Source organism: Sungkyunkwania multivorans, from assembly GCF_042675645.1.
Classification (GTDB): domain Bacteria; phylum Bacteroidota; class Bacteroidia; order Flavobacteriales; family Flavobacteriaceae; genus Sungkyunkwania; species Sungkyunkwania multivorans.
In genome coordinates this window covers 874,530-892,752 of sequence record NZ_JBHTJH010000004.1, presented here as the reverse complement: position 1 = coordinate 892,752, position 18,223 = coordinate 874,530, and the positions used below count along the sequence as shown (strand labels likewise).

The following is an 18,223-nucleotide window of genomic DNA, read 5'->3' as shown; positions in this document are numbered from 1 at the left end:
GATCATGGATTTTGGAGACATATTAAAAGAATTAAAAGCTAACCTCTTTGAGCTGATCGGCGACCGAGTATCTGATTTTACCAAAGAAGGAAAAAAGGATATGGAGGCATTTTTGGAAGCTTCCAAGACCAAATTAAAAACGTGGACCAAATTGTTGGCAGATGGGCATTTGACGCTCGACGACTTCGAGTGGTTGGTGAAAAGCCAAAAGGACCTATTGATCATGCAAGCACTTTATCAAACAGGAACTTCGAAGATCAAATTAGGACATTTAAAGAATGCTGTTATTAGAACCATTGTCGACACCATAAAGGCAGTCGTTCCCGGAATCTAATCGGTACATCGAATGACCAACTTCCCCCTCACCTGTCGTTTCATCATTGCTTCTAAGGCCTTTGGTGCTGCTGTCAGTGGATAAATATCATGAATGTGCGGTTTCAGTTGGCCTTTGGCATACCATTGCATGAGCTCCATGGCATTTTGCATGTTCTCTTTTGGGGTTTTCATGGCAAAACTTCCCCAAAAGACACCAATGATGGCGCAACCTTTCAACAAGGGTAAGTTCAATGGAATCTTGGGGATGTCACCCGCTGCGAAACCAACTACCAGATAACGTCCTTTCCAAGCCATTCCTCTAATGGTAGGCTCGGAATAAGGTCCACCAACCGGATCGTATGCGACGTCGACACCTTTATTGGCGGTCAATTCCTTGATACGGGTCTTGAGGTCTTCTGTTGAATAATTGATCACTGCGTCCGCCCCATATTCTTTGCATAGGTCGAGCTTGTCATCAGAAGATGCAGCTGCGATCACCTTTGCGCCCATCAATTTACCAAGCTCCACAGCCGCCAAGCCTACACCGCCTGATGCCCCTAAAACCAAAAGCGTCTCTCCTGCTTGAAGCCCTCCACGATCCTTTAACGCATGATACGATGTTCCATAGGCCATCATAAAAGACGCAGCCACAGGAAAATCCATCATTGGTGGTTTCTTAAAACAAGCATTCCCAGGAACGACCACCTCTTCTGCATAGCCGCCATTCAATACAAAACCAAAGACCTCATCACCAGGCCGAAGATGCGAAATGCCATCTCCCACCTCTTTCACAATGCCAGCGATATCGCTGCCTGGAATAAATGGAAGGTCGGGTTTGAATTGATATGATCCCTGAATGATCAAAGTATCCGGAAAGTTTACGCCACATGCCTTAACCGTGATCAAGACCTCTCCTGCCTTCGGTTTTGGATTTTCAACTTCCTCTAATCGCAATGTGGATGGAGGTCCGAATTCTTTACAAACGATCGCTTTCATTATTATTGGTTATTGGGTTGTTAGGTTGTTGGGTTGTTGAGTCAATGAGTTAATGTGTCAATAAAGATGATTTGAAAATTTGATGATGAAGTAAATTGACCGCCTCATAAAAACATCTGGCATCATACATTTATTGGTATTGCTTCCTCGCATTGCGTTATTCATTTGCCTATATTCAACATTTTTCTTTCCACGACAATTCGTAAATCGTAAATCAAAACTATGCGTCTTCGATCACCTTCAACACCAGTTTGCCCATCTTATCACCTGAGAAAAGGCGAAGGAAGGTCTCGCGAAAATTTTCAATCCCCTCATAGATATCTTCTTTGCTCTTCAGTTTGCCCTGCTTTATCCAACCACCCATTTCCATGGCAGCTTTTCTATAGTCTTTCGCGTAATCCATCACTACCATTCCTTGCATCGTGGCTCGATTTACCAGCAACGACAAATAATTGCTAGGTCCTTTTATCGCAGTTTTATTGTTGTATTGCGATATCGCTCCACAGATGACAACTCTTGCGTGCATCCTTAACCTGCCTAAAGCCGCATCTAAAATTTCACCTCCCACGTTATCAAAATAGACATCTATTCCTTTTGAACATTCTCGTTTAATTGCGGTATGAATGTTTTCGGCCTTATAATCGATGGCGCCATCGAAGCCTAACTCATCTACGATATATTTACATTTCTTTTCGCCTCCAGCAATACCGATCACACGACATCCTTTGATCTTGGCTATCTGACCCACGATACTTCCAACCGCTCCGGCGGCACCAGATACCAAAACGACATCTCCTTCTTTGATCTTGCCGACTTCTAAGATTCCGAAGTAGGCGGTCATTCCAGGCATGCCCAAAGTGCCAATGTACATAGGTAAGGGTGCCAAACTAGGATCCACTTGATGCCAGTTGGTGCCATCCGTCACAGCATATTGTTGTACCCCACTCCAACCGGTTACATAGTCTCCAACTTTAAATTTTGGGTGTTCGTTGGACTTGATCACTTCTCCCACTGCCCCGGCGCGCATCACATCCCCGATCTGTACCGGTTCTATATAGGATTTGCTATCGTTCATCCAGCCGCGCATGGCAGGATCCAAAGAGATATAATGTTGCTTGATCAGCACCTCTCCTTTATTAAGTTCAGGGATGGGATTGCTCTGTAATTCCCAAGTATCTTCGTCTGGCAATCCTACTGGGCGTTTTTTGAGTATCTGTTGTTTATTGTTCATGGTTATTATGTTTTTACTAGTTGATTTTTGTCGTTCTATCTTGTTCTCGATACAATTTTTCCGATGGAAAAACTACTCGAACTGACATTATTTCTTTTGAAGGCTCTCTACAAAATATTTCATCTTGGCTCTAATCTCGGGTTTCCACCAAAGTTTGATGGCCTGCCCAAGATCTGCCTCCGGGTCGGTCTCAAAGCTTTCTAACAAATGCTGACGTAATTTGAACTTCGTATTCTTAAATATCTCCTCGTCAGCTCGCAAATAATGTTTCATTTTAGACTCGGCCTTGTCTATGACATCTTCCAAAGGACAAACCTCATTGACCAGACCACATTGCAATGCTTCCTCCACTTTAAGGAGGCGACCTTCCAAAATATATTGGTTGGCCAACCCACTGCCGATCCAATAGGCATAGGTGTTGATCAGATTATTCGAAATCTGAATATTTACTGCGACTTCATTCAGGCCTATCGTATACTTCTCTCCTGTTGCCATGATACGATAATCTGCTGCGATGGCAATAACGCATCCACCCGCGGGTGAATGTCCTGTAATACCGCAAACGAACGGCTTGGGAAACTTTGCCAACTGAATGAACATTCCACCAAAATCGACGAAGAAGTCCTTGATCTGTTGCTCATCATAACCATAAAGTTCGATCACATCCAAACCGGCGGAGAAGAAATGGGGTGTCCCGGTAAGGACGACGCCCTTTACCGAATCGTCATTTTCTAGCTGAGCGAAGGTTTCCCTGATCTCTCGAACCATCTGCTGATCGATCACGTTGGCCTTTCCGCGATTCAATTGAATGACGGCATAGTTTTCTTTTCTTTCTATATTGAGTGTTTGCATCTTCTCACGATCATTTTTATTTATGTTTCATTATTGTTTAATGGATTGATATCTAAAAGTCGATATTCAAATTAAAAATTTGAGATCCCTAATTCTACAAAGACGTTCCCCCGTCTAAGGTAATTGTCTGTCCAGTGATAAATTTGGTGTTGTCCGATGCCAGCCATACCACTGCTTCTGCGATCTCTTCTGCCAGGCCATAGCGTTTCATGGGGATGACACTTTTGAGCATCTGGTCCATATCCGGACGCACCGACAGCAATTTTTCCAGTAGGGCTGATTCTGTATAACCTGGGCAAACGGCGTTGACCCTGATATTCTTGGTTGCATATTCCAAGGCAGCCGATTTGGTCATCCCGACGACCGCAAATTTGCTGGCGGAATAAGATAGGTTGTTCAAAGACGCCTTCAATCCTGCCAAGGAGGCGATATTCACGATATTTCCATATCCCTGCTTCATCATCTGCTGTAATGCGAGTTTCATACAATAGAAAACACCCGTTTGATTAACAGCTATCACATTATCCCAGTCCTCTAAGGTATACTCGGCAGTTTTGGCCATCTGTCTAGGTCCAATGCCCGCGTTATTCACGATCACATCCAACTGCCCATACTTTTTCACCGTTTCCGTGATAAGTTTCTCAACATCTTCAAATTTGGCCACATTGGCAACATTGATTGTAGCTTCTCCTCCACTTTTAAGAATTTCATCAACAACCGATCGTGCTTTTTCTTCTTTGAGATCTGAGACCACAACTTTTGCACCATGTTGTGCAAAATGTTTGGCGGTGGCTGCGCCGATACCCGATCCTGCACCGGTGACAATGACGATCTTATCTTTAACATTCATGTTCATTAGTTTATATTTTTCATTTCCAAGACTGTGGAAATCTTTATGGTTATTATTCCTTACATAAGATCAATCGGGAATCCTGGAGTGCACGACTTCGCATCGCAGCAGGATATCCTTCAGTAGTGATCATTTTTAGAAAATCTTGTTTGCTAGCGTATTCTATGATCAACACTTTGTCCCATTCCGTATCATCAGGACCTATTAAGGTGAACTGTGACCTGCCTTGATAGACCACTTTTGCGCCCGAAGCTTGAAAGAATGGAAGTACGGCATTCATGTACAATGCATAGGCCTTGGCACCAGACATATCGGAGCCCTCCACTTTCTCTTTGAATTTTAAAAGATTCAACATTTGAAAAGTCCCTACGACAGGAAGGTCATTGAACGCTTCAAATTGTTCCTCAGTCATATGGACATAGTTATCGTTGGCCTTCATAAAGTAGGATGTGTTCTAGCTTTTGTTTTCTATTTAAATAGGTTGAAGCGAGTTCTGCAAATGATCAAAAGAAGGCATTCTCATTTAATCTATCTTTTGTTTTTGAATGGCATGAAGCCCGAGATTACATAAGAGTTCTGCTGCCTTGTTCAACTGTGCAAAACGCGGATCTGTTGTCAGTCCTTTATTATAGCGATAGTATATCTGCTGGGCGATCACGGCGATCTTGAAAAGTCCGTACACATAATAAAATACCAAGTGGTTTATTGCTCTTCCACTCTTTTCGGCGTACATTTCAACAACTTCACTTCTGCTTGGATTCCCTTCCATCACTGTTGGTGATGGTATCCCCTGCTGTACGAATTCGTGATCACTAGCCATGGTCCAATAACCAAGTGTAGTTCCAAGATCCATCAAAGGATCTCCCAACGTGGCCATTTCCCAATCGAGCACCGCTGTCACCTCTTTCCAGCTATCATCTTTAAAAACCACATTGTCATACTTATAATCATTATGAATAAGGCAATGATCGTAGGTCGCTGGTTGATTCGCTTCCATCCACTTCATCACCTTTTCGGCAGCCGGCACATCGTCCGTAGCGGCCTTTAGATACTGTTTTCCCCAGTTGAGTACTTGTCGCTCTACGTATCCTTCGGGTTTTCCCAGATATTCTAAACCTTCGGCTTTGTAATCCACATTGTGCAATTCCACAAAAGTATCCAACCAAGAATTCGCGATAACCTGAAAATCGGCTGCGGGCATCTTTCTCTTTTTCACTTCATGAATATTCAAAATGATGCCATTCATCTTTTCCATTACATAAAAGGGACATCCCAATATCTCGGCATCCTCGGTATAGGCATACATGGTAGGCACTTTGGAAAAAGCTTTTTTCAGTCCCGATTGTACCTTGTATTCCCTGCCCATGTCATGCCCGCGCTTGATCGCTCCAAACGGAGGACGTCGTAGCACATATTCTTTGTCCTCTATTTGTAATTGATAGGTAAGGTTCGAGTACCCATGCGTGAATTGCTTGACCTTTAATTCGCTGGAAGTGCTATTGATCAGTCCTTTCTGTTGAAGGTGTCTTTTTAGTGGTTCTTCATTGAGCTCTTCGCCCTTGCGTACTTGCTGCATACTTATCCTTCGCTTGAATATTTGTTGATGACACTTTTTCCTAATTGGTACATGTGTACCTCATCGGGTCCGTCTGCCAAACGCAGCATGCGCGCGGCGACAAAAAAATGCGCCAATGGAGTGTCTGGGCCTACACCCATTCCACCATGGATCTGAATCGCTCGATCGATCACATTCAGGGCCATCTGAGGGGCGACTATCTTTATCATCCCAATAAGGTCTTTAGCCTCCTTATTTCCATGTTTGTCCATTTTGTCTGCGGCAGACAACGTCAATAGGCGCGCTTGTTCTATTTCGCATTTTGATTTTGCGATCTCTTGTCGAATACTGCTATAATCCTTAAAGGTCTTCCCAAAGGCGATGCGTTCAGCGGCGCGCTGAGATGCCATTTCCAACGAACGTTGCGCCATGCCGATCAAACGCATACAATGATGAATACGGCCAGGGCCTAAACGGCCTTGTGCGATCTCAAAACCTCTTCCTTCTCCCAAAATCAGGTTTTTCTTGGGCACTCGTACATTATCCAAAACGATCTCCGCATGTCCTTCTGGAGAATCATAAAATCCAAATACCGAAAGTGGACGAATTATTTTGAGTCCCTTGGTGTCCATCGGAACGAGTATCATGCTTTGCTGCTTGTGTCTTGGAGCTTCAGGGTCTGTCTTTCCCATGATGATGGCAATCTTACAGTGGGGATCCATTCCGCCGGAAGACCACCACTTTCTACCGTTGATCACATAGTCATCTCCATCTGCACGAATCGAGGTTTCAATATTGGTCGCGTCTGAGGAAGCTACCTGCGGTTCGGTCATCAAAAATGCCGAGCGTATGTCTCCGTTCAGCAAGGGTTTCAACCATTTTTGCTGCTGTTCTGATGAGCCGTACTTTGCCAAGACTTCCATATTCCCAGTATCTGGAGCACTACAGTTAAAGACTTCTGAAGACCAAAGTACACGCCCCATGATCTCTGCCAAAGGGGCGTACTCTAAGTTGGTCAGCCCAGGGCTCAGCTCGCCATAATTCTTGGGTAGAAAAAGATTCCATAGACCAGCTGCTTTCGCCTTATCTTTTAGATCATCGAGACCCGGCCATCGTTTCCAATAATTTTTTGGGTTGTAGTTGAAGGCATATACCTCGCGTTCTACAGGAAGAATATGCTCATCAAAGAAAGCATTGAGTTTTTCCTGAAGGTCTTTAATCTTATCTGTATAATCGAAGTCCATTCTCGTTGGTTAATGCATATTTTTTCTTTTTTGTGCGTCAGGCTCATCTCTAAATATCGTACGATACAAATGATGCCTAATAACTGGAATGGTTACCCTGCTATCAAATATCCACCATCAGCATTATAAACGCTTCCGGTCATATATGCTCCAGCATCGGAAGCCAAGAGACAGACCATCCCTGCCATTTCATCGGGCATTCCCATACGACCACTTGGCAGCGTTCTTTCTAATTTTTGAAGCAACTTTTCATTTTGCCAGAGTGCGGCGCTAAACTTGGTCTTGATCAGTCCTGGACAAAGTACATTGGCTCTGATGCCATATTGGCCCCATTCTTTGGCCTGGTTCTTTGTGAGCATCAACAGCGCCGCTTTACTTGTGCTATATAAGCCTAAGCCAGCTCCAGGATGCAAAGCTTCTACCGAAGCAATATTGATAATACTTCCGCCACCTCGTTCTTTCATGCTTGGTAATGCGAGATTGGAAAGCATCCAAGGCGCCTTTACATTGACGTCCATGATCTTGTCGAATATACCTTCGTCAGCATCCTCAATAGGGCCATATACCGGATTAATGGCAGCATTGTTCACCAAGATATCGATGCCTCCAAACTGGCTGACGGTCTTTTGTATAAGTTCCTCACGTTGTTCCGACTTTCCTATATGACAGGAAATGCCAATGGCCGCGTAGCCTTCTTTTTGAAACTCTGAGGCTACCTCCTCTACCGCCTCCTGACTTCGGCTACTGATCACAACTTTGGCGCCTTGCTCTGCCAGCGCTTTTGCAATGGCCTTTCCAATGCCTTTACTTGAACCTGTGACAACGGCCACTTTTCCATCTAGATCGAATGCTTTTTTTATACTCATTGCTATGATTGGCGTTATTAATTTAAAATCTCCTTCTCTCCGGCAATGGTCAATACTTCTTCGTTTGTAAGTATTTCGGCTAGCGAGGTGGTTTTTGGAATTTCGTATTTAAAATAGAATTTCATTGCATGTATCTTGCTCTCGTAAAAGTCTTGTGAATGTGCATTGTTACCAATGACCAAGGCGTTTTTGGCATGTGTGGCCATATCCAACCACAACCAACCGATGGTGATATTGCTGAAAAACTCCATAAATGGTGTCGCATCCGAAAGGAAACGCTCGTAGTCTCCTTTTTTGGCAAAGCCAACTAGAAAACCGATCACTTTTTGTGCAAGCTGCAGCTTCTCACCAAGTATATTGGCGTAGCTACGAAGATCGTCAAATTTTGATGCTTCTTTGATGGTCTGCATTACTTCTGTTGTAAGCAATTCTAAAGCTTTACCATTTTCCATCAGCAGCTTTCTCCCCAGAAGGTCTTGCGATTGGATTCCAGTCGTGCCTTCGTAGATCGGGAAGATACGGATGTCTCTATAGTATTGTTGAAGAATGAAATCTGTACAGAAACCGTAACCGCCAAGCACTTGAAGTCCATTAGAAACGGCTTCTGCTCCCTTTTCTGAAGGATATGTCTTTACCATAGGGATCACCAGTTCTAGCAAGAGTCCATATTTTTCCTTTTCGGCCGGGTCGCTCGCCGTGTATTTAAGGTCATAATATTTCGAAGCCAATAGTACCAAGCTCAAAGAACCCTCGGCAATGACCTTTTGCAATAGCAGCATTCTGCGAACATCGGGGTGATTGATGATCAGCGTTTGCCCTTCATCGAGATTCTTCTTTCCAGAGCTGGTCAATTTTCTACCCTGTGGACGTTCTTTTGCATATTGAAGTGACGCTTGGTAAGCGGCCATGCTTATGGCGGCCGCGCCTCGACCAACGGCAATCCGAGCGCCATTCATCATTAAGAACATGTATTTGAGTCCTTGATGCGGTTCTCCCACGAGCCATCCCCTGCAATCATCGGCATCACCAAAACCTAAATGCGTGGTGCAATAGCCACGTTGTCCCATCTTTTGAAAATCTGCTACCGTGGTAACATCATTGAATATCAAACCATCTTCTGTAGGTCTATTCTTAGGAACTATGAATAAAGAAATTCCTTTTGTACCTGCAGGAGCACCTTCGATCCGTGCTAACACTAAGTGAACGATGTTCTCTGCATATTGGTGGTCACCACCAGAAATGAAGATCTTCTGTCCGGTGATCTTATAATAACCATCATCGGTTGGGGTCGCTTTGGTCACTACATCGGACAATGAACTTCCGGCTTGCGGCTCCGTCAGGCACATCGTACCGCCCCATTCGCCTGAAAGCATTTTTGGAACATAGGCTTCGTTGAGTTCCTTGTTTGCAAAATGAACGATCAATTCTGCTGCGCCATAGGTAAGTCCTGTGTATCCTGGCAAATGGTTATTTGCGGTCTCTTGGATGTAGGTCGATGCCGTTTGGATCATCAGCGGCAACTGCATCCCACCATCGTCGTAGTCGAAAGGTCCGGCAATAAGTCCCATTTCTCCGCCTTTCTTCATCATCACATCAACTTGTTCATGCACCATCACGGTCCCTTCGTCATGATAAGCAGGCTTTTCGTCCATCTCTTTAAAATAAGGAAACAGCTCTCTATCAGAAAACTCTTTTACCGAGTCCAAAAAAAGGTCCAATGATTCGGCATCATGGTCTGCGAAGCGGTCTTGCTTCAAAACCTCGTCTAAATTGTGTACTTCATTCAGGAGATATTTCAAGGTCTCCAAATCTATGTAATTGGCCATGGTATTGAAGTTAATTTGGTTTATTGATCATAATCCCAATAAAGTTCGGGAATATTCATAGATTTCCAATTAAACCAGTTTAATAAATGAGATTATCATTTTTTGCTGAGTCGCTTTCGGATCTTCGAAAGACCAACGGGAGTCAATCCCAGATAGGAGGCGATCAGATATTGCGGTACCCGCTGAAAGAGAGAAGGGCGGCGTTCTAACAAGTGCAAATATCGTTCTTGGTGCGACAAGCTCTTGAGCTCGGTGATATGCCGAAAGTTGACAACAAATGCCTTTTGCATAGAGAGGCGACCAAAACGCTCGAGCTGATGGGAATGATCGAAACAGCGTTCCACATCCTCTTTTGCAATACCATAAACAATAGAATCTTCCGTAGCTTCTAGATATGATTCGGACGGAATCTGTTCTATATAGGCATACAGATCCGTGAAGAAATAACCTTCCGTAAAAAACTCCATGACCTGAGGCATCGTGTCCTCGATTGAATAATAGGAGATACAACCCTGTTGCGTAAAATAGAAGGTATCACAATACTGCCCAGGTTTAAGTAGAACGTCTCCTTTTTTCAGTGTTATTTTACGATAGAATTGAAGACCAAAATTCATGTCTTCATCATCCACAGGTGTATAGGAGCGTATCTTATGTTTTAAGTCTTCCAAAGGTTATAGAAAAATTTCATCTAAAGAACAAAAAGATTCTTTTAACCACAAAGAATTCAAAATAAAAAACCGCGGCCAATAACGACTGCGGTTTCTCTTGAATAACATGAAGGACATGCTATTCAACAATCAGCTTTCGTGTGATGCTTTTCTGGTTACTAAATTGGATGTTCACCAAATAAATACCAGAGCGCATATCTTGGACATTGATCTCCTGTCCATGATAATTTTCAATTTCGTTGACCATCTTACCCAAAACGCTATACATGCGTAGGGTTGCGGAGTGCTCTATACCCACTACCTGAAATACTTGTTTTGCAGGATTGGGATGCACAGATATATTTTTATCTGTTTGAGCAATTTTCGAACTTTCTTTATCGTTGATCTGTGCTGAAATTGACGCACAAATGAAAATAAAAAAAATGAAGAGGTAATTTTTTAGCATATGGGGCGTTAGATTAGGTTTGTAAACATTGGGAAAGGAAAATTATATAAATATCTATGCCTGTGCAAATAATTGTTATGAAAGTGCTTAGAAATGTTGCCAAAATGTGAACTTTGTCAAGTTTACCACACCACCTTGTAAGTAATAATTCACAAATACCGGAAGAAACCATAAATATCGGATACAAATAGCAGTTCCTTAAACTGTCGCGGCCTTACGTTTAGCCAATTGATTTGTCTTTGATGCCAAGCGCTCTTCTACAAACTCTATCTTGGTCTTGCCATGTGCCTTTGGTCGGCCATAATCATCCAAATTTACCATGGTAATATTCTCAACCGTAAGTATGGTCTCGTGAGTCATTTTGTTTCTCGCTTCACATTTCAGGACCAAAGACGATCTCCCAAATTTCACAACCTCGATCCCGATCTCCACAATGTCTCCTAATCTTGCAGAGCTCACAAAGTTGATCTCGGACATGAATTTTGTCACTACTTTTCGATTTTCCAGCTGAATGACTGCATACAAAGCCGCTTCTTCATCTATCCATTCTAATAAGCGCCCTCCAAACAATGTGTCATTGGGGTTTAGGTCGCCGGGTTTTACTGCTTTTCTTGTGTTAAATCTCATAGCTTTTGATGTTTCCGTTCAACATAAAAGTACAATGAAGCCACTAAAAATAGCGAACGTACGCTAATTTTTATGTTATCGATATTTGATTCGAGTTAAATTGGGATACAGACAATTTTAGTAGCTGTTTTTTACAAATTTAGTGATCACGATGTTCTCTCTAAAATATTAAGGAAAGTGATGACGGCATCCCAATAGCCTTTGCTGTCCGAAAGTTTTTCCCAAAGCGCTCTCTACCCATGATTTTACTTTGTCTTTGGTAGCTTCATATCGACAAATTAAGAGATCATTAAGTTAAAATTGTTTAAAGATACCCGTATTTCAATAGAACAAACAACCGCTTTCTTCTCAAATTAATGTTAATCTTGCTAAACTTTTCTTAAGGGTCCATCGCGGTGAAAGGGAAACCGATAATTTTAAGAATACCTAACCAACTCTTAAGACAATGAAAGAAATACTCTTCCTGATTATTTTATGGCTTGTTTCATTACTATCCCATGCACAAGTCTCTGATGAAAAAGCGATCGAGCAAGCGGCGATCGATTATATGGAAAGCTATTACGAGTCCAATACGTCCCAAATGGAACGTGCCGTTCATGAAGAAGTAGCTAAGAGACATGTCGTGGAACGCGAGGGTTTTCAACTTATAAAGAACATGGGCTATACCGAGCTGGTCTCTCTCACAAAACTCGATGGGAAAAAATGGTCCAAAGAAAAGGACCAACCTTTGAGAGTAGCTGTAAAAATATTAGATATCGATGGAAACATTGCCAGTATCAAGGCGTTGACCAATCAATACAACTTCTACGATTATATGCATTTGGCCAAGATCGATGGCCAGTGGAAGATCATCAACGTACTTTGGGATTCACGTAAAGAAAACAAAAACTAGGTCGAAATGAATGATAGTATCGCCTATTACTCCGATCCTTACTTCAAAGTTTTCAAAGTGCCACAATGGCGAGCAACGCTCTATAGATTTCTCTCGGTGAAATTATGGGGGAATATTCCGAGCCCGACACAACGAAAGATATCTCGATTGTATAGTTCGGTCTACGACAAGCCGATCTCAAAACATATCATCAAGCCATACATCAGAGCAAACTATAGCGACAAACAGTATCTAGAAAAGTTCAAGCCGCCTTTTGGAAAGACCGAATTTGAAAGTTTCCAAGATTTTTTTATACGAGAATTCAGGGAAATGCCTACAAATTCGAGTGATACCGTATGGCCATGTGAGGGGCTTTTATGCGATGTGGGAAAGATTCGAGATATCGCAACCACCAAAGTGAAATGTGATGAGCGCTATGTTCATACGGTCTTTGGTGTTGCCAAAGGAGAGATCCCAAGAGATTATACCTTCACCAATGTTTTTTTGCATAACAAAAATTATCATCGCATACACGCGCCTGTCACAGGAACGATCACACGCATTCAACATATACCTGGAGACCTGGTGATACTTAGACCATGGATATATAAACAAAATCCCTCGTTGCCTGCATTTAGAAATGAGCGTGTTAACATAGATATCACCGATTCACACAATAGAGTATGGTATATATCCATTGTTGGTGGTCCCGCTGTTGGCACCATCGAACTACCGGAAAAGATAAGAATAGATGCTACCATCAAACAACTCGATGAGATCGCCATGTTCTATTTGGGCAGCACTTGTTGCATTGCCGCTCCCAAACATCCTTGCTTTCACCAAAAGAATACATTTGTAGAAGTTGGCGCTAGCTATTAATTTTGCTCCAAAGCATTGCTATGAATCTAAGAAACAGTTTTAGGCTGGTCGCCTTCTCTGAAGGCGTCTCCTATATTTTACTCCTTTTTGTTGCCGTTCCCATTAAGTACCTTGGAAATAATGAGAGCTTTGTGAAGATGCTGGGCATGCCACATGGCATTCTCTTTGTTTTATATATTGCCATGGCATTTACGATCCGTCCAGAGCAAAAATGGAGCAACAGGACGTTTGCATTGGTGCTCATCGCCTCTCTGATCCCGTTTGCCACATTCTATGTGGACAAAAAATATTTGCGCACCACCACTTAAAATAGTGTTTGAGTGCCTTCTTTTTTAACCAAGGTTTTCGGAATGGTCAAGTTGGTCCCTAAGGTTTTATTCAATTTCTCGATAAAATACGCCGAGAGCAATGGCGACTCCAACTCCACATTCTGATGAATAAAAAAATGGATGTTACGCAACCCTTGTTGCTCCCACTTCTTCAAACGAGCGACCCAGTCATCCAATCTATTATAATCACTCTCATGATTGGCACCGACATAACGTATAAAGGCCTCATTGGTCGTCAAGCGCATGTGCATCAGATCCCGTCGTCCAGCGGTGTCAACAAGTACATTGGTGATCTTATGCTCTTCGAGTAGATGATATAATTCGTCAGCGACCTTTTCGTCATTGAACCAATCGGTATGTCTAAATTCCATGGCCAGATCGAACTCCTTAGGCCACCTTTCTACAAAGGTTACTACGCGATCCCAATTCTTGGGAGCAAAATTCCCATGCATCTGAAGAAAGATCGTTCCTAATTTCTCTTTTAGATTACTCGCAGCGTCCAGGTAAGCGTCGACAAAAGGATAGACCTTATCATTCAATCGGCGTAAATGACTAATGTCTTGGGAAAGTTTAGGAAAGAACTTAAAATTTTCTGGGGTCTTTTCATACCATTTTTGAAACTGCTCGCCAGGGAAAATACGGTAAAATGTAGCATTCAGTTCGACCGAATTGAATTGTGTTGAATAGTATGCCAATTCGTCTTTGGTGCCTCTAGGATAAAAATTCTTCAGATCCTGTCTGTTCCATTTGGCACAACCTACATATACCTTTAGCGGACCGTCTTCTTTTTTTGAAAGCACAACAGCAGTATCAGGATGGTCTGCCGGAATCGTAAAATCAATGTCTTGCGGGTTATCTACTTTACCGAATTTCATAAAGGAAGTTTATTCAAAGATAAAGAAACCGCCACGTCCGAAAAAACCTAGAGCCAGACAATGCTCATAGATCCAATGAATCAAGCGGTGCAACTGTGAATAAGCTGTTGATAACCTTTTGATAACAAGTTGGATCTTGGTGGAAAAGCGATAATTTTTCATTTAAATTTATTAAAACTCATACAATGAACGACAGACCTAACGACGTTCTGAGAATTCGTCCAGAGATACCATCTGCAAGGATTTCTGACAATATGAGTGCCGATGAGCGCTTTCAGAACAAGACACTTCGTCCTATCATTAAGTTGCAGAACCCACTGTTGATAGAAGTTTTTAGAAATTATGTTAATAAGCACAAAGGCGTCTTTTATGCGCTTAGCTTGGAAAAGAAATTGATCTTTATTGAGAATTGCATCCAAAAGGATATCAAATTCAGAAACTCACTTAAGGGAATGGTCATAGGGATGTTTACCGTTGAAGAGTATCTTTTTTATATAGAGAATTCTTCATCGCTCAATAAGCGTATGATGAACATCGTTATCGAACGCTTAAAGGACCAAGTACAACTGCTCGATCGACCCTTGCTTGCCGAGGTCGTATAAGATTTAATAGTTCTTTAACTAATGTTTGTTGATACTTTGCCTAATTTTGAAACGTTCATTTCAGAATAAATATGGCCAATATCGTTCAATTTGACAAGGATAAAGTACTTACCAAAGTTTCAGAGGTTTTTCAGACCAAAGGCTTCAATGGAACCTCGATGCAAGACCTGGTGGAGGCCACCGGCCTTAACAGGTCGAGCATCTATAATTCTTTTGGCTCCAAGATGCATCTCTATCTCATGGCCTTAGATAATTATAGCAGCCACACCAAAGAGCAGACGCGGAAGGTCATTGAAAAGTCCCGCTCGGGGCTCTCTGCTATCAAATTGATATTCTCCCTTTACATTAGTACAATCTTGGATGACAAAGAAAAAAAAGGATGCATGATAGCCAACTGCAAGACTGAATTGGCCTCATCAGGAAAACAAGAGATCATCAGTTGGCTGCAGCATTCTCAGGAAGAGACGCTCGACTTTTTAGAGGGTCTGGTAGCAAAAGGTCAAATTGATGGAAGTATCAATAAAAAACAGAGTCCGAGTCAATATGCACTCTATGTGTTTACAGCTTTGCAGGGATTAAAGATGACCGGCATATTAAATCATGATCACAATGAGCTGGAGGCTTTAGCATCCACGTTTATAGACACCATTACTTAATATTTTTTTAACCTTAATTTGAAACGAACGTTTCAATAAAATAATTTAACTATGAAAAGATTTGAAAACAAAGTGGCCATTATAACCGGCGGTACTAGCGGTATGGGGCTGGTGACAGCAAAATTATTATTGGGCGAAGGCGCAAAGGTATTGATCACTGGACGCACCCAACCCAAGATGGATGCGCTTGACAATGACCTAAGCGGGAATTATAAATTGCTCTTGGCCGATGCCTCCAGCCTAAAAGACAACAAGCGAGTGGTGAATACTGCCGTAGCGACCTTTGGCAAGATCGACTTCTTGTTCTTGAACGCCGGAATCTTTGAGGCGCTCCCTATCGGACATCTGGACGAGACTTCCTTTGACCGTATTTACAACATCAACGTAAAAGGTCCACTATTCTTGGTGAACGAAGCAGTCCCTCATTTGAATGATGGCGCCTCGATCTTGTTCAACACCAGCGTCTCTGGTGTAAAAGGAATGCCCGGTGTAAGCATCTATGGCTCTAGCAAAGCGGCCTTGCGTTCTATGGTGAGGACCCTTGCCGCCGAATTGGCCGAGCGCAACATCCGCGTGAATGCCGTAAGTCCAGGTCCAATCGAAACACCGCTTTGGGAAAAGACCAATCTCTCTGAGGAACAGATCGAAGGGTTTGCTTCGGGAGTATCTCAACAGGTTCCACTTGGAAGATTTGGAAAAGCGGAAGAAGTGGCAAACACAGCATTATTCTTGCTTTCAGATGAATCCTCCTATATCACAGGTTCTGAGCTTGCCGTAGATGGTGGAATGGCGCAGGTCTAAATGTTTCGCCTATAATTGACGTTAGTAAATAGGGGTTAAAAACAAAGTTTGATCATTATGACTCGCCAAAGAGAAAAGATAATCTGTTGGCCGATCATTGCGTTCTAACAGATTTCTCTTACCGAAATATGGAGATCGGAATTATAACTTTGTAGCCCCTTACTTTCACCATTCCTTTGGTTCTCCATCGAAGAAAAAACGACCGCTTGGGCCATCATCCTTCAGTAGCGCTAGTTTTAAAATACCTTCTGCGGCTTGCTCAGGGCTTCTTGGCGCCGCCTTCCCTCCCATCTCGGTATGCACCCAACCTGGGTCTGCGGCATTTATTTTGATATTGAGGTCCTTCACGGCATCAGCGAACAGTTGCGTCATACCATTCAATGCATTTTTAGAGAGTTTGTAGCTTCCTACTTGGGCGCTTCGTAGTGCGGCATTTGAGCCGTAGCCAGAGGAGATATTCACAATACGCCCATAATTATTCTTTTTCATCATTGGCAATAGCGCCTGGATAAGATAGAATGGCCCAAATAGATTGACATGAAGCGTATCCTCAAATGTTTTTGGGGTCACCTCGTCAATGCTTTCAGACTCATCGAGGTACACTCCAGCGTTATTAATAAGTATGTCCAATCCGCCATAGGTCTTTTCGATTGCTGCGGCAACTGCTTTGGCCTGTTGTTCGTTGGTCACATCCAACCTTTGAAAATCCACCAACAGGCCCTCTTCTTTTAATGACGCTACAGTTTCGCGACCTTTCGCTTCATTTCTTGCGGTAAGAATGGTGTGAATACCGTTTGAGGCCAGTTGTCTCACTGTTTCCAATCCAATACCTCGATTGGCCCCAGTTACCAATGCAATTTTTCTATTCATCATTTATTCATCGATTAGAGAAACTCCGTTAAGATCAGTGGTAAGAACATCACTCATGTAATCGAAATAAGGTCTAATGGCGTTAAAGGCACTGTCGACCTCATTGATAAAGTTTTTCCCAGTGACTTCTTTATCGCTAAATTCTTTCGTGAAGATGTATTGCTTTTTCTTGATCAGATCGATCGCTTCGTGCTCTTTATTAAAACCTTTGGGGGCTGTCTTTACTTCATCACCCTTCAATTCACCCCATACCTGCTTGAATTTTTTTTCATTGATGATCTTTCTTATCTCCTCATCGTCCATTTCAAATTCTTTTCGTATTCTGAACAGGTCATCTTTGTGTGGTTCCCAGAAACCGGCTGCTATAAAAGATGCACCCGGTGCAATATGCAGGTAGTATCCACCGCGGAGTCTGGGCTTTATCCGATGAAAGCTTCCTCCGAAATGGGTTTTATAAGGTGTCTTATCCTTTGAAAATCTGACATCCCGATAAATACGGAACATTTTCATGCGATCGATCTCATCATGTTTGTTCAAGGCATGGTGTAAGGATGTATAAAAAGCTTTGACCTCTTTTTCGATTTCTTTGAACTCTTTCTTGTTCACCTCGAACCATTCTCGATTATTGTTTTTATGGAGCTCCTTGAAGAATTGAAGCGCTCTTTTTGGTATGGTCATACTCATTGGTCTTATTTTGTTTTGAATTACAAACTTATCCTGAAGCTATTTTTTAGAACATCGGTAAGGAAGTTACTATAATTGTAACTAATCTATCTGTATTTTCACCTTTATTTAACTAGTTTGCCGTGGTACACAACCCAATAATTTCTACTTTTATGTATCGTATAAACAGCCTCCAATAATG

At 42.4% G+C, this 18,223-nt stretch carries 22 protein-coding genes; 7 read left to right on the top strand and 15 right to left on the bottom strand.

Annotated features, from left to right (window positions below; translation table 11 throughout):
• Nucleotides 1–4 precede the first annotated feature (4 nt).
• Nucleotides 5–334: a hypothetical protein gene (locus ACFQ1M_RS06940; RefSeq protein ID WP_386405902.1), complete on the top strand. Its 330-nt coding sequence runs from the start codon at nt 5–7 to the stop codon at nt 332–334.
• Here ACFQ1M_RS06940 and ACFQ1M_RS06935 read toward each other — a convergent pair.
• The 12 genes from ACFQ1M_RS06935 to ACFQ1M_RS06880 all read right to left on the bottom strand — a co-directional run bounded on the left by ACFQ1M_RS06935 (nt 331) and on the right by ACFQ1M_RS06880 (nt 11,475).
• Nucleotides 331–1,311 carry an NADPH:quinone oxidoreductase family protein gene (locus ACFQ1M_RS06935; protein ID WP_386405899.1) on the bottom strand — a complete coding sequence of 327 codons (981 nt, stop codon included), beginning with the start codon at nt 1,309–1,311 and terminating at the stop codon, nt 331–333. The two genes, ACFQ1M_RS06940 and ACFQ1M_RS06935, sit on opposite strands and share 4 nt — an antisense overlap.
• 220 nt (nt 1,312–1,531) lie before the next feature.
• Nucleotides 1,532–2,542, bottom strand: a complete 1,011-nt coding sequence (locus ACFQ1M_RS06930) for an NADP-dependent oxidoreductase (protein ID WP_386405896.1) — start codon at nt 2,540–2,542, stop codon at nt 1,532–1,534.
• Between the two features lie 87 nt (nt 2,543–2,629).
• Nucleotides 2,630–3,394: an enoyl-CoA hydratase/isomerase family protein gene (locus ACFQ1M_RS06925; protein ID WP_386405893.1), complete on the bottom strand. Its 765-nt coding sequence runs from the start codon at nt 3,392–3,394 to the stop codon at nt 2,630–2,632.
• A gap of 94 nt (nt 3,395–3,488) precedes the next feature.
• Nucleotides 3,489–4,244, bottom strand: coding sequence for an SDR family NAD(P)-dependent oxidoreductase (locus ACFQ1M_RS06920; RefSeq protein ID WP_386405890.1), 756 nt, complete (start codon nt 4,242–4,244; stop codon nt 3,489–3,491).
• Nucleotides 4,245–4,296: 52 nt separating this feature from the next.
• Nucleotides 4,297–4,683, bottom strand: coding sequence for a hypothetical protein (locus tag ACFQ1M_RS06915; protein ID WP_386405887.1), 387 nt, complete (start codon nt 4,681–4,683; stop codon nt 4,297–4,299).
• 84 nt (nt 4,684–4,767) lie between these two features.
• A complete protein-coding gene (locus ACFQ1M_RS06910; protein ID WP_386405884.1) occupies nt 4,768–5,820 on the bottom strand; it encodes a phosphotransferase family protein in 1,053 nt (350 codons plus the stop codon).
• A gap of 2 nt (nt 5,821–5,822) precedes the next feature.
• Nucleotides 5,823–7,043 carry an acyl-CoA dehydrogenase family protein gene (locus ACFQ1M_RS06905; RefSeq protein ID WP_386405881.1) on the bottom strand — a complete coding sequence of 407 codons (1,221 nt, stop codon included), beginning with the start codon at nt 7,041–7,043 and terminating at the stop codon, nt 5,823–5,825.
• 92 nt (nt 7,044–7,135) lie between these two features.
• Nucleotides 7,136–7,909, bottom strand: coding sequence for a glucose 1-dehydrogenase (locus tag ACFQ1M_RS06900; protein ID WP_386405878.1), 774 nt, complete (start codon nt 7,907–7,909; stop codon nt 7,136–7,138).
• A gap of 17 nt (nt 7,910–7,926) precedes the next feature.
• Entirely contained in the window at nt 7,927–9,735 is a 1,809-nt protein-coding gene (locus tag ACFQ1M_RS06895) for an acyl-CoA dehydrogenase (protein WP_386405875.1), read from the bottom strand.
• A 95-nt stretch (nt 9,736–9,830) separates the two neighbouring features.
• Nucleotides 9,831–10,403 (bottom strand): Crp/Fnr family transcriptional regulator, encoded by a 573-nt coding sequence (locus ACFQ1M_RS06890; protein WP_386405872.1) that lies wholly within the window; start codon nt 10,401–10,403, stop codon nt 9,831–9,833.
• Nucleotides 10,404–10,521: 118 nt separating this feature from the next.
• A complete protein-coding gene (locus ACFQ1M_RS06885; protein ID WP_386405869.1) occupies nt 10,522–10,848 on the bottom strand; it encodes a T9SS type A sorting domain-containing protein in 327 nt (108 codons plus the stop codon).
• Between the two features lie 198 nt (nt 10,849–11,046).
• Nucleotides 11,047–11,475, bottom strand: coding sequence for an acyl-CoA thioesterase (locus tag ACFQ1M_RS06880; protein WP_386405866.1), 429 nt, complete (start codon nt 11,473–11,475; stop codon nt 11,047–11,049).
• Between the two features lie 445 nt (nt 11,476–11,920).
• Between ACFQ1M_RS06880 and ACFQ1M_RS06875 the strand changes: the two genes are divergently transcribed.
• The 3 genes from ACFQ1M_RS06875 to ACFQ1M_RS06865 are packed head-to-tail and all read left to right on the top strand — an operon-like array spanning nt 11,921 to nt 13,533.
• Complete coding sequence (locus ACFQ1M_RS06875) at nt 11,921–12,367, top strand: nuclear transport factor 2 family protein (protein ID WP_386405863.1); 447 nt, start codon at nt 11,921–11,923, stop codon at nt 12,365–12,367.
• Nucleotides 12,368–12,373: 6 nt separating this feature from the next.
• A complete protein-coding gene (locus tag ACFQ1M_RS06870; protein ID WP_386405860.1) occupies nt 12,374–13,225 on the top strand; it encodes a phosphatidylserine decarboxylase in 852 nt (283 codons plus the stop codon).
• Nucleotides 13,226–13,245: 20 nt separating this feature from the next.
• The gene (locus ACFQ1M_RS06865; protein WP_386405857.1) at nt 13,246–13,533 is read left to right on the top strand and encodes a DUF3817 domain-containing protein; all 288 of its coding nucleotides are present in this window, start codon (nt 13,246–13,248) and stop codon (nt 13,531–13,533) included.
• Here the strand turns inward: ACFQ1M_RS06865 and ACFQ1M_RS06860 are convergent.
• Nucleotides 13,530–14,429, bottom strand: coding sequence for a DUF72 domain-containing protein (locus tag ACFQ1M_RS06860; RefSeq protein WP_386405854.1), 900 nt, complete (start codon nt 14,427–14,429; stop codon nt 13,530–13,532). The two genes, ACFQ1M_RS06865 and ACFQ1M_RS06860, sit on opposite strands and share 4 nt — an antisense overlap.
• Before the next feature lie 185 nt (nt 14,430–14,614).
• Between ACFQ1M_RS06860 and ACFQ1M_RS06855 the strand changes: the two genes are divergently transcribed.
• The 3 genes from ACFQ1M_RS06855 (at nt 14,615) to ACFQ1M_RS06845 (ending at nt 16,488) form a co-directional block, all read left to right on the top strand.
• Nucleotides 14,615–15,031 (top strand): glyoxalase, encoded by a 417-nt coding sequence (locus tag ACFQ1M_RS06855; protein ID WP_386405851.1) that lies wholly within the window; start codon nt 14,615–14,617, stop codon nt 15,029–15,031.
• 71 nt (nt 15,032–15,102) lie between these two features.
• Nucleotides 15,103–15,687, top strand: a complete 585-nt coding sequence (locus ACFQ1M_RS06850) for a TetR/AcrR family transcriptional regulator (RefSeq protein WP_386405848.1) — start codon at nt 15,103–15,105, stop codon at nt 15,685–15,687.
• A gap of 51 nt (nt 15,688–15,738) precedes the next feature.
• On the top strand, nt 15,739–16,488 hold the full coding sequence (locus ACFQ1M_RS06845; RefSeq protein WP_386405845.1) for a glucose 1-dehydrogenase: 750 nt from the start codon (nt 15,739–15,741) through the stop codon (nt 16,486–16,488).
• A gap of 165 nt (nt 16,489–16,653) precedes the next feature.
• Here ACFQ1M_RS06845 and ACFQ1M_RS06840 read toward each other — a convergent pair whose 3' ends face one another.
• On the bottom strand, nt 16,654–17,361 hold the full coding sequence (locus ACFQ1M_RS06840) for an SDR family oxidoreductase (RefSeq protein ID WP_386405842.1): 708 nt from the start codon (nt 17,359–17,361) through the stop codon (nt 16,654–16,656).
• On the bottom strand, nt 17,362–18,042 hold the full coding sequence (locus ACFQ1M_RS06835; RefSeq protein WP_386405839.1) for a DUF2461 domain-containing protein: 681 nt from the start codon (nt 18,040–18,042) through the stop codon (nt 17,362–17,364). It abuts the gene before it with no gap.
• Nucleotides 18,043–18,223 lie beyond the last annotated feature (181 nt).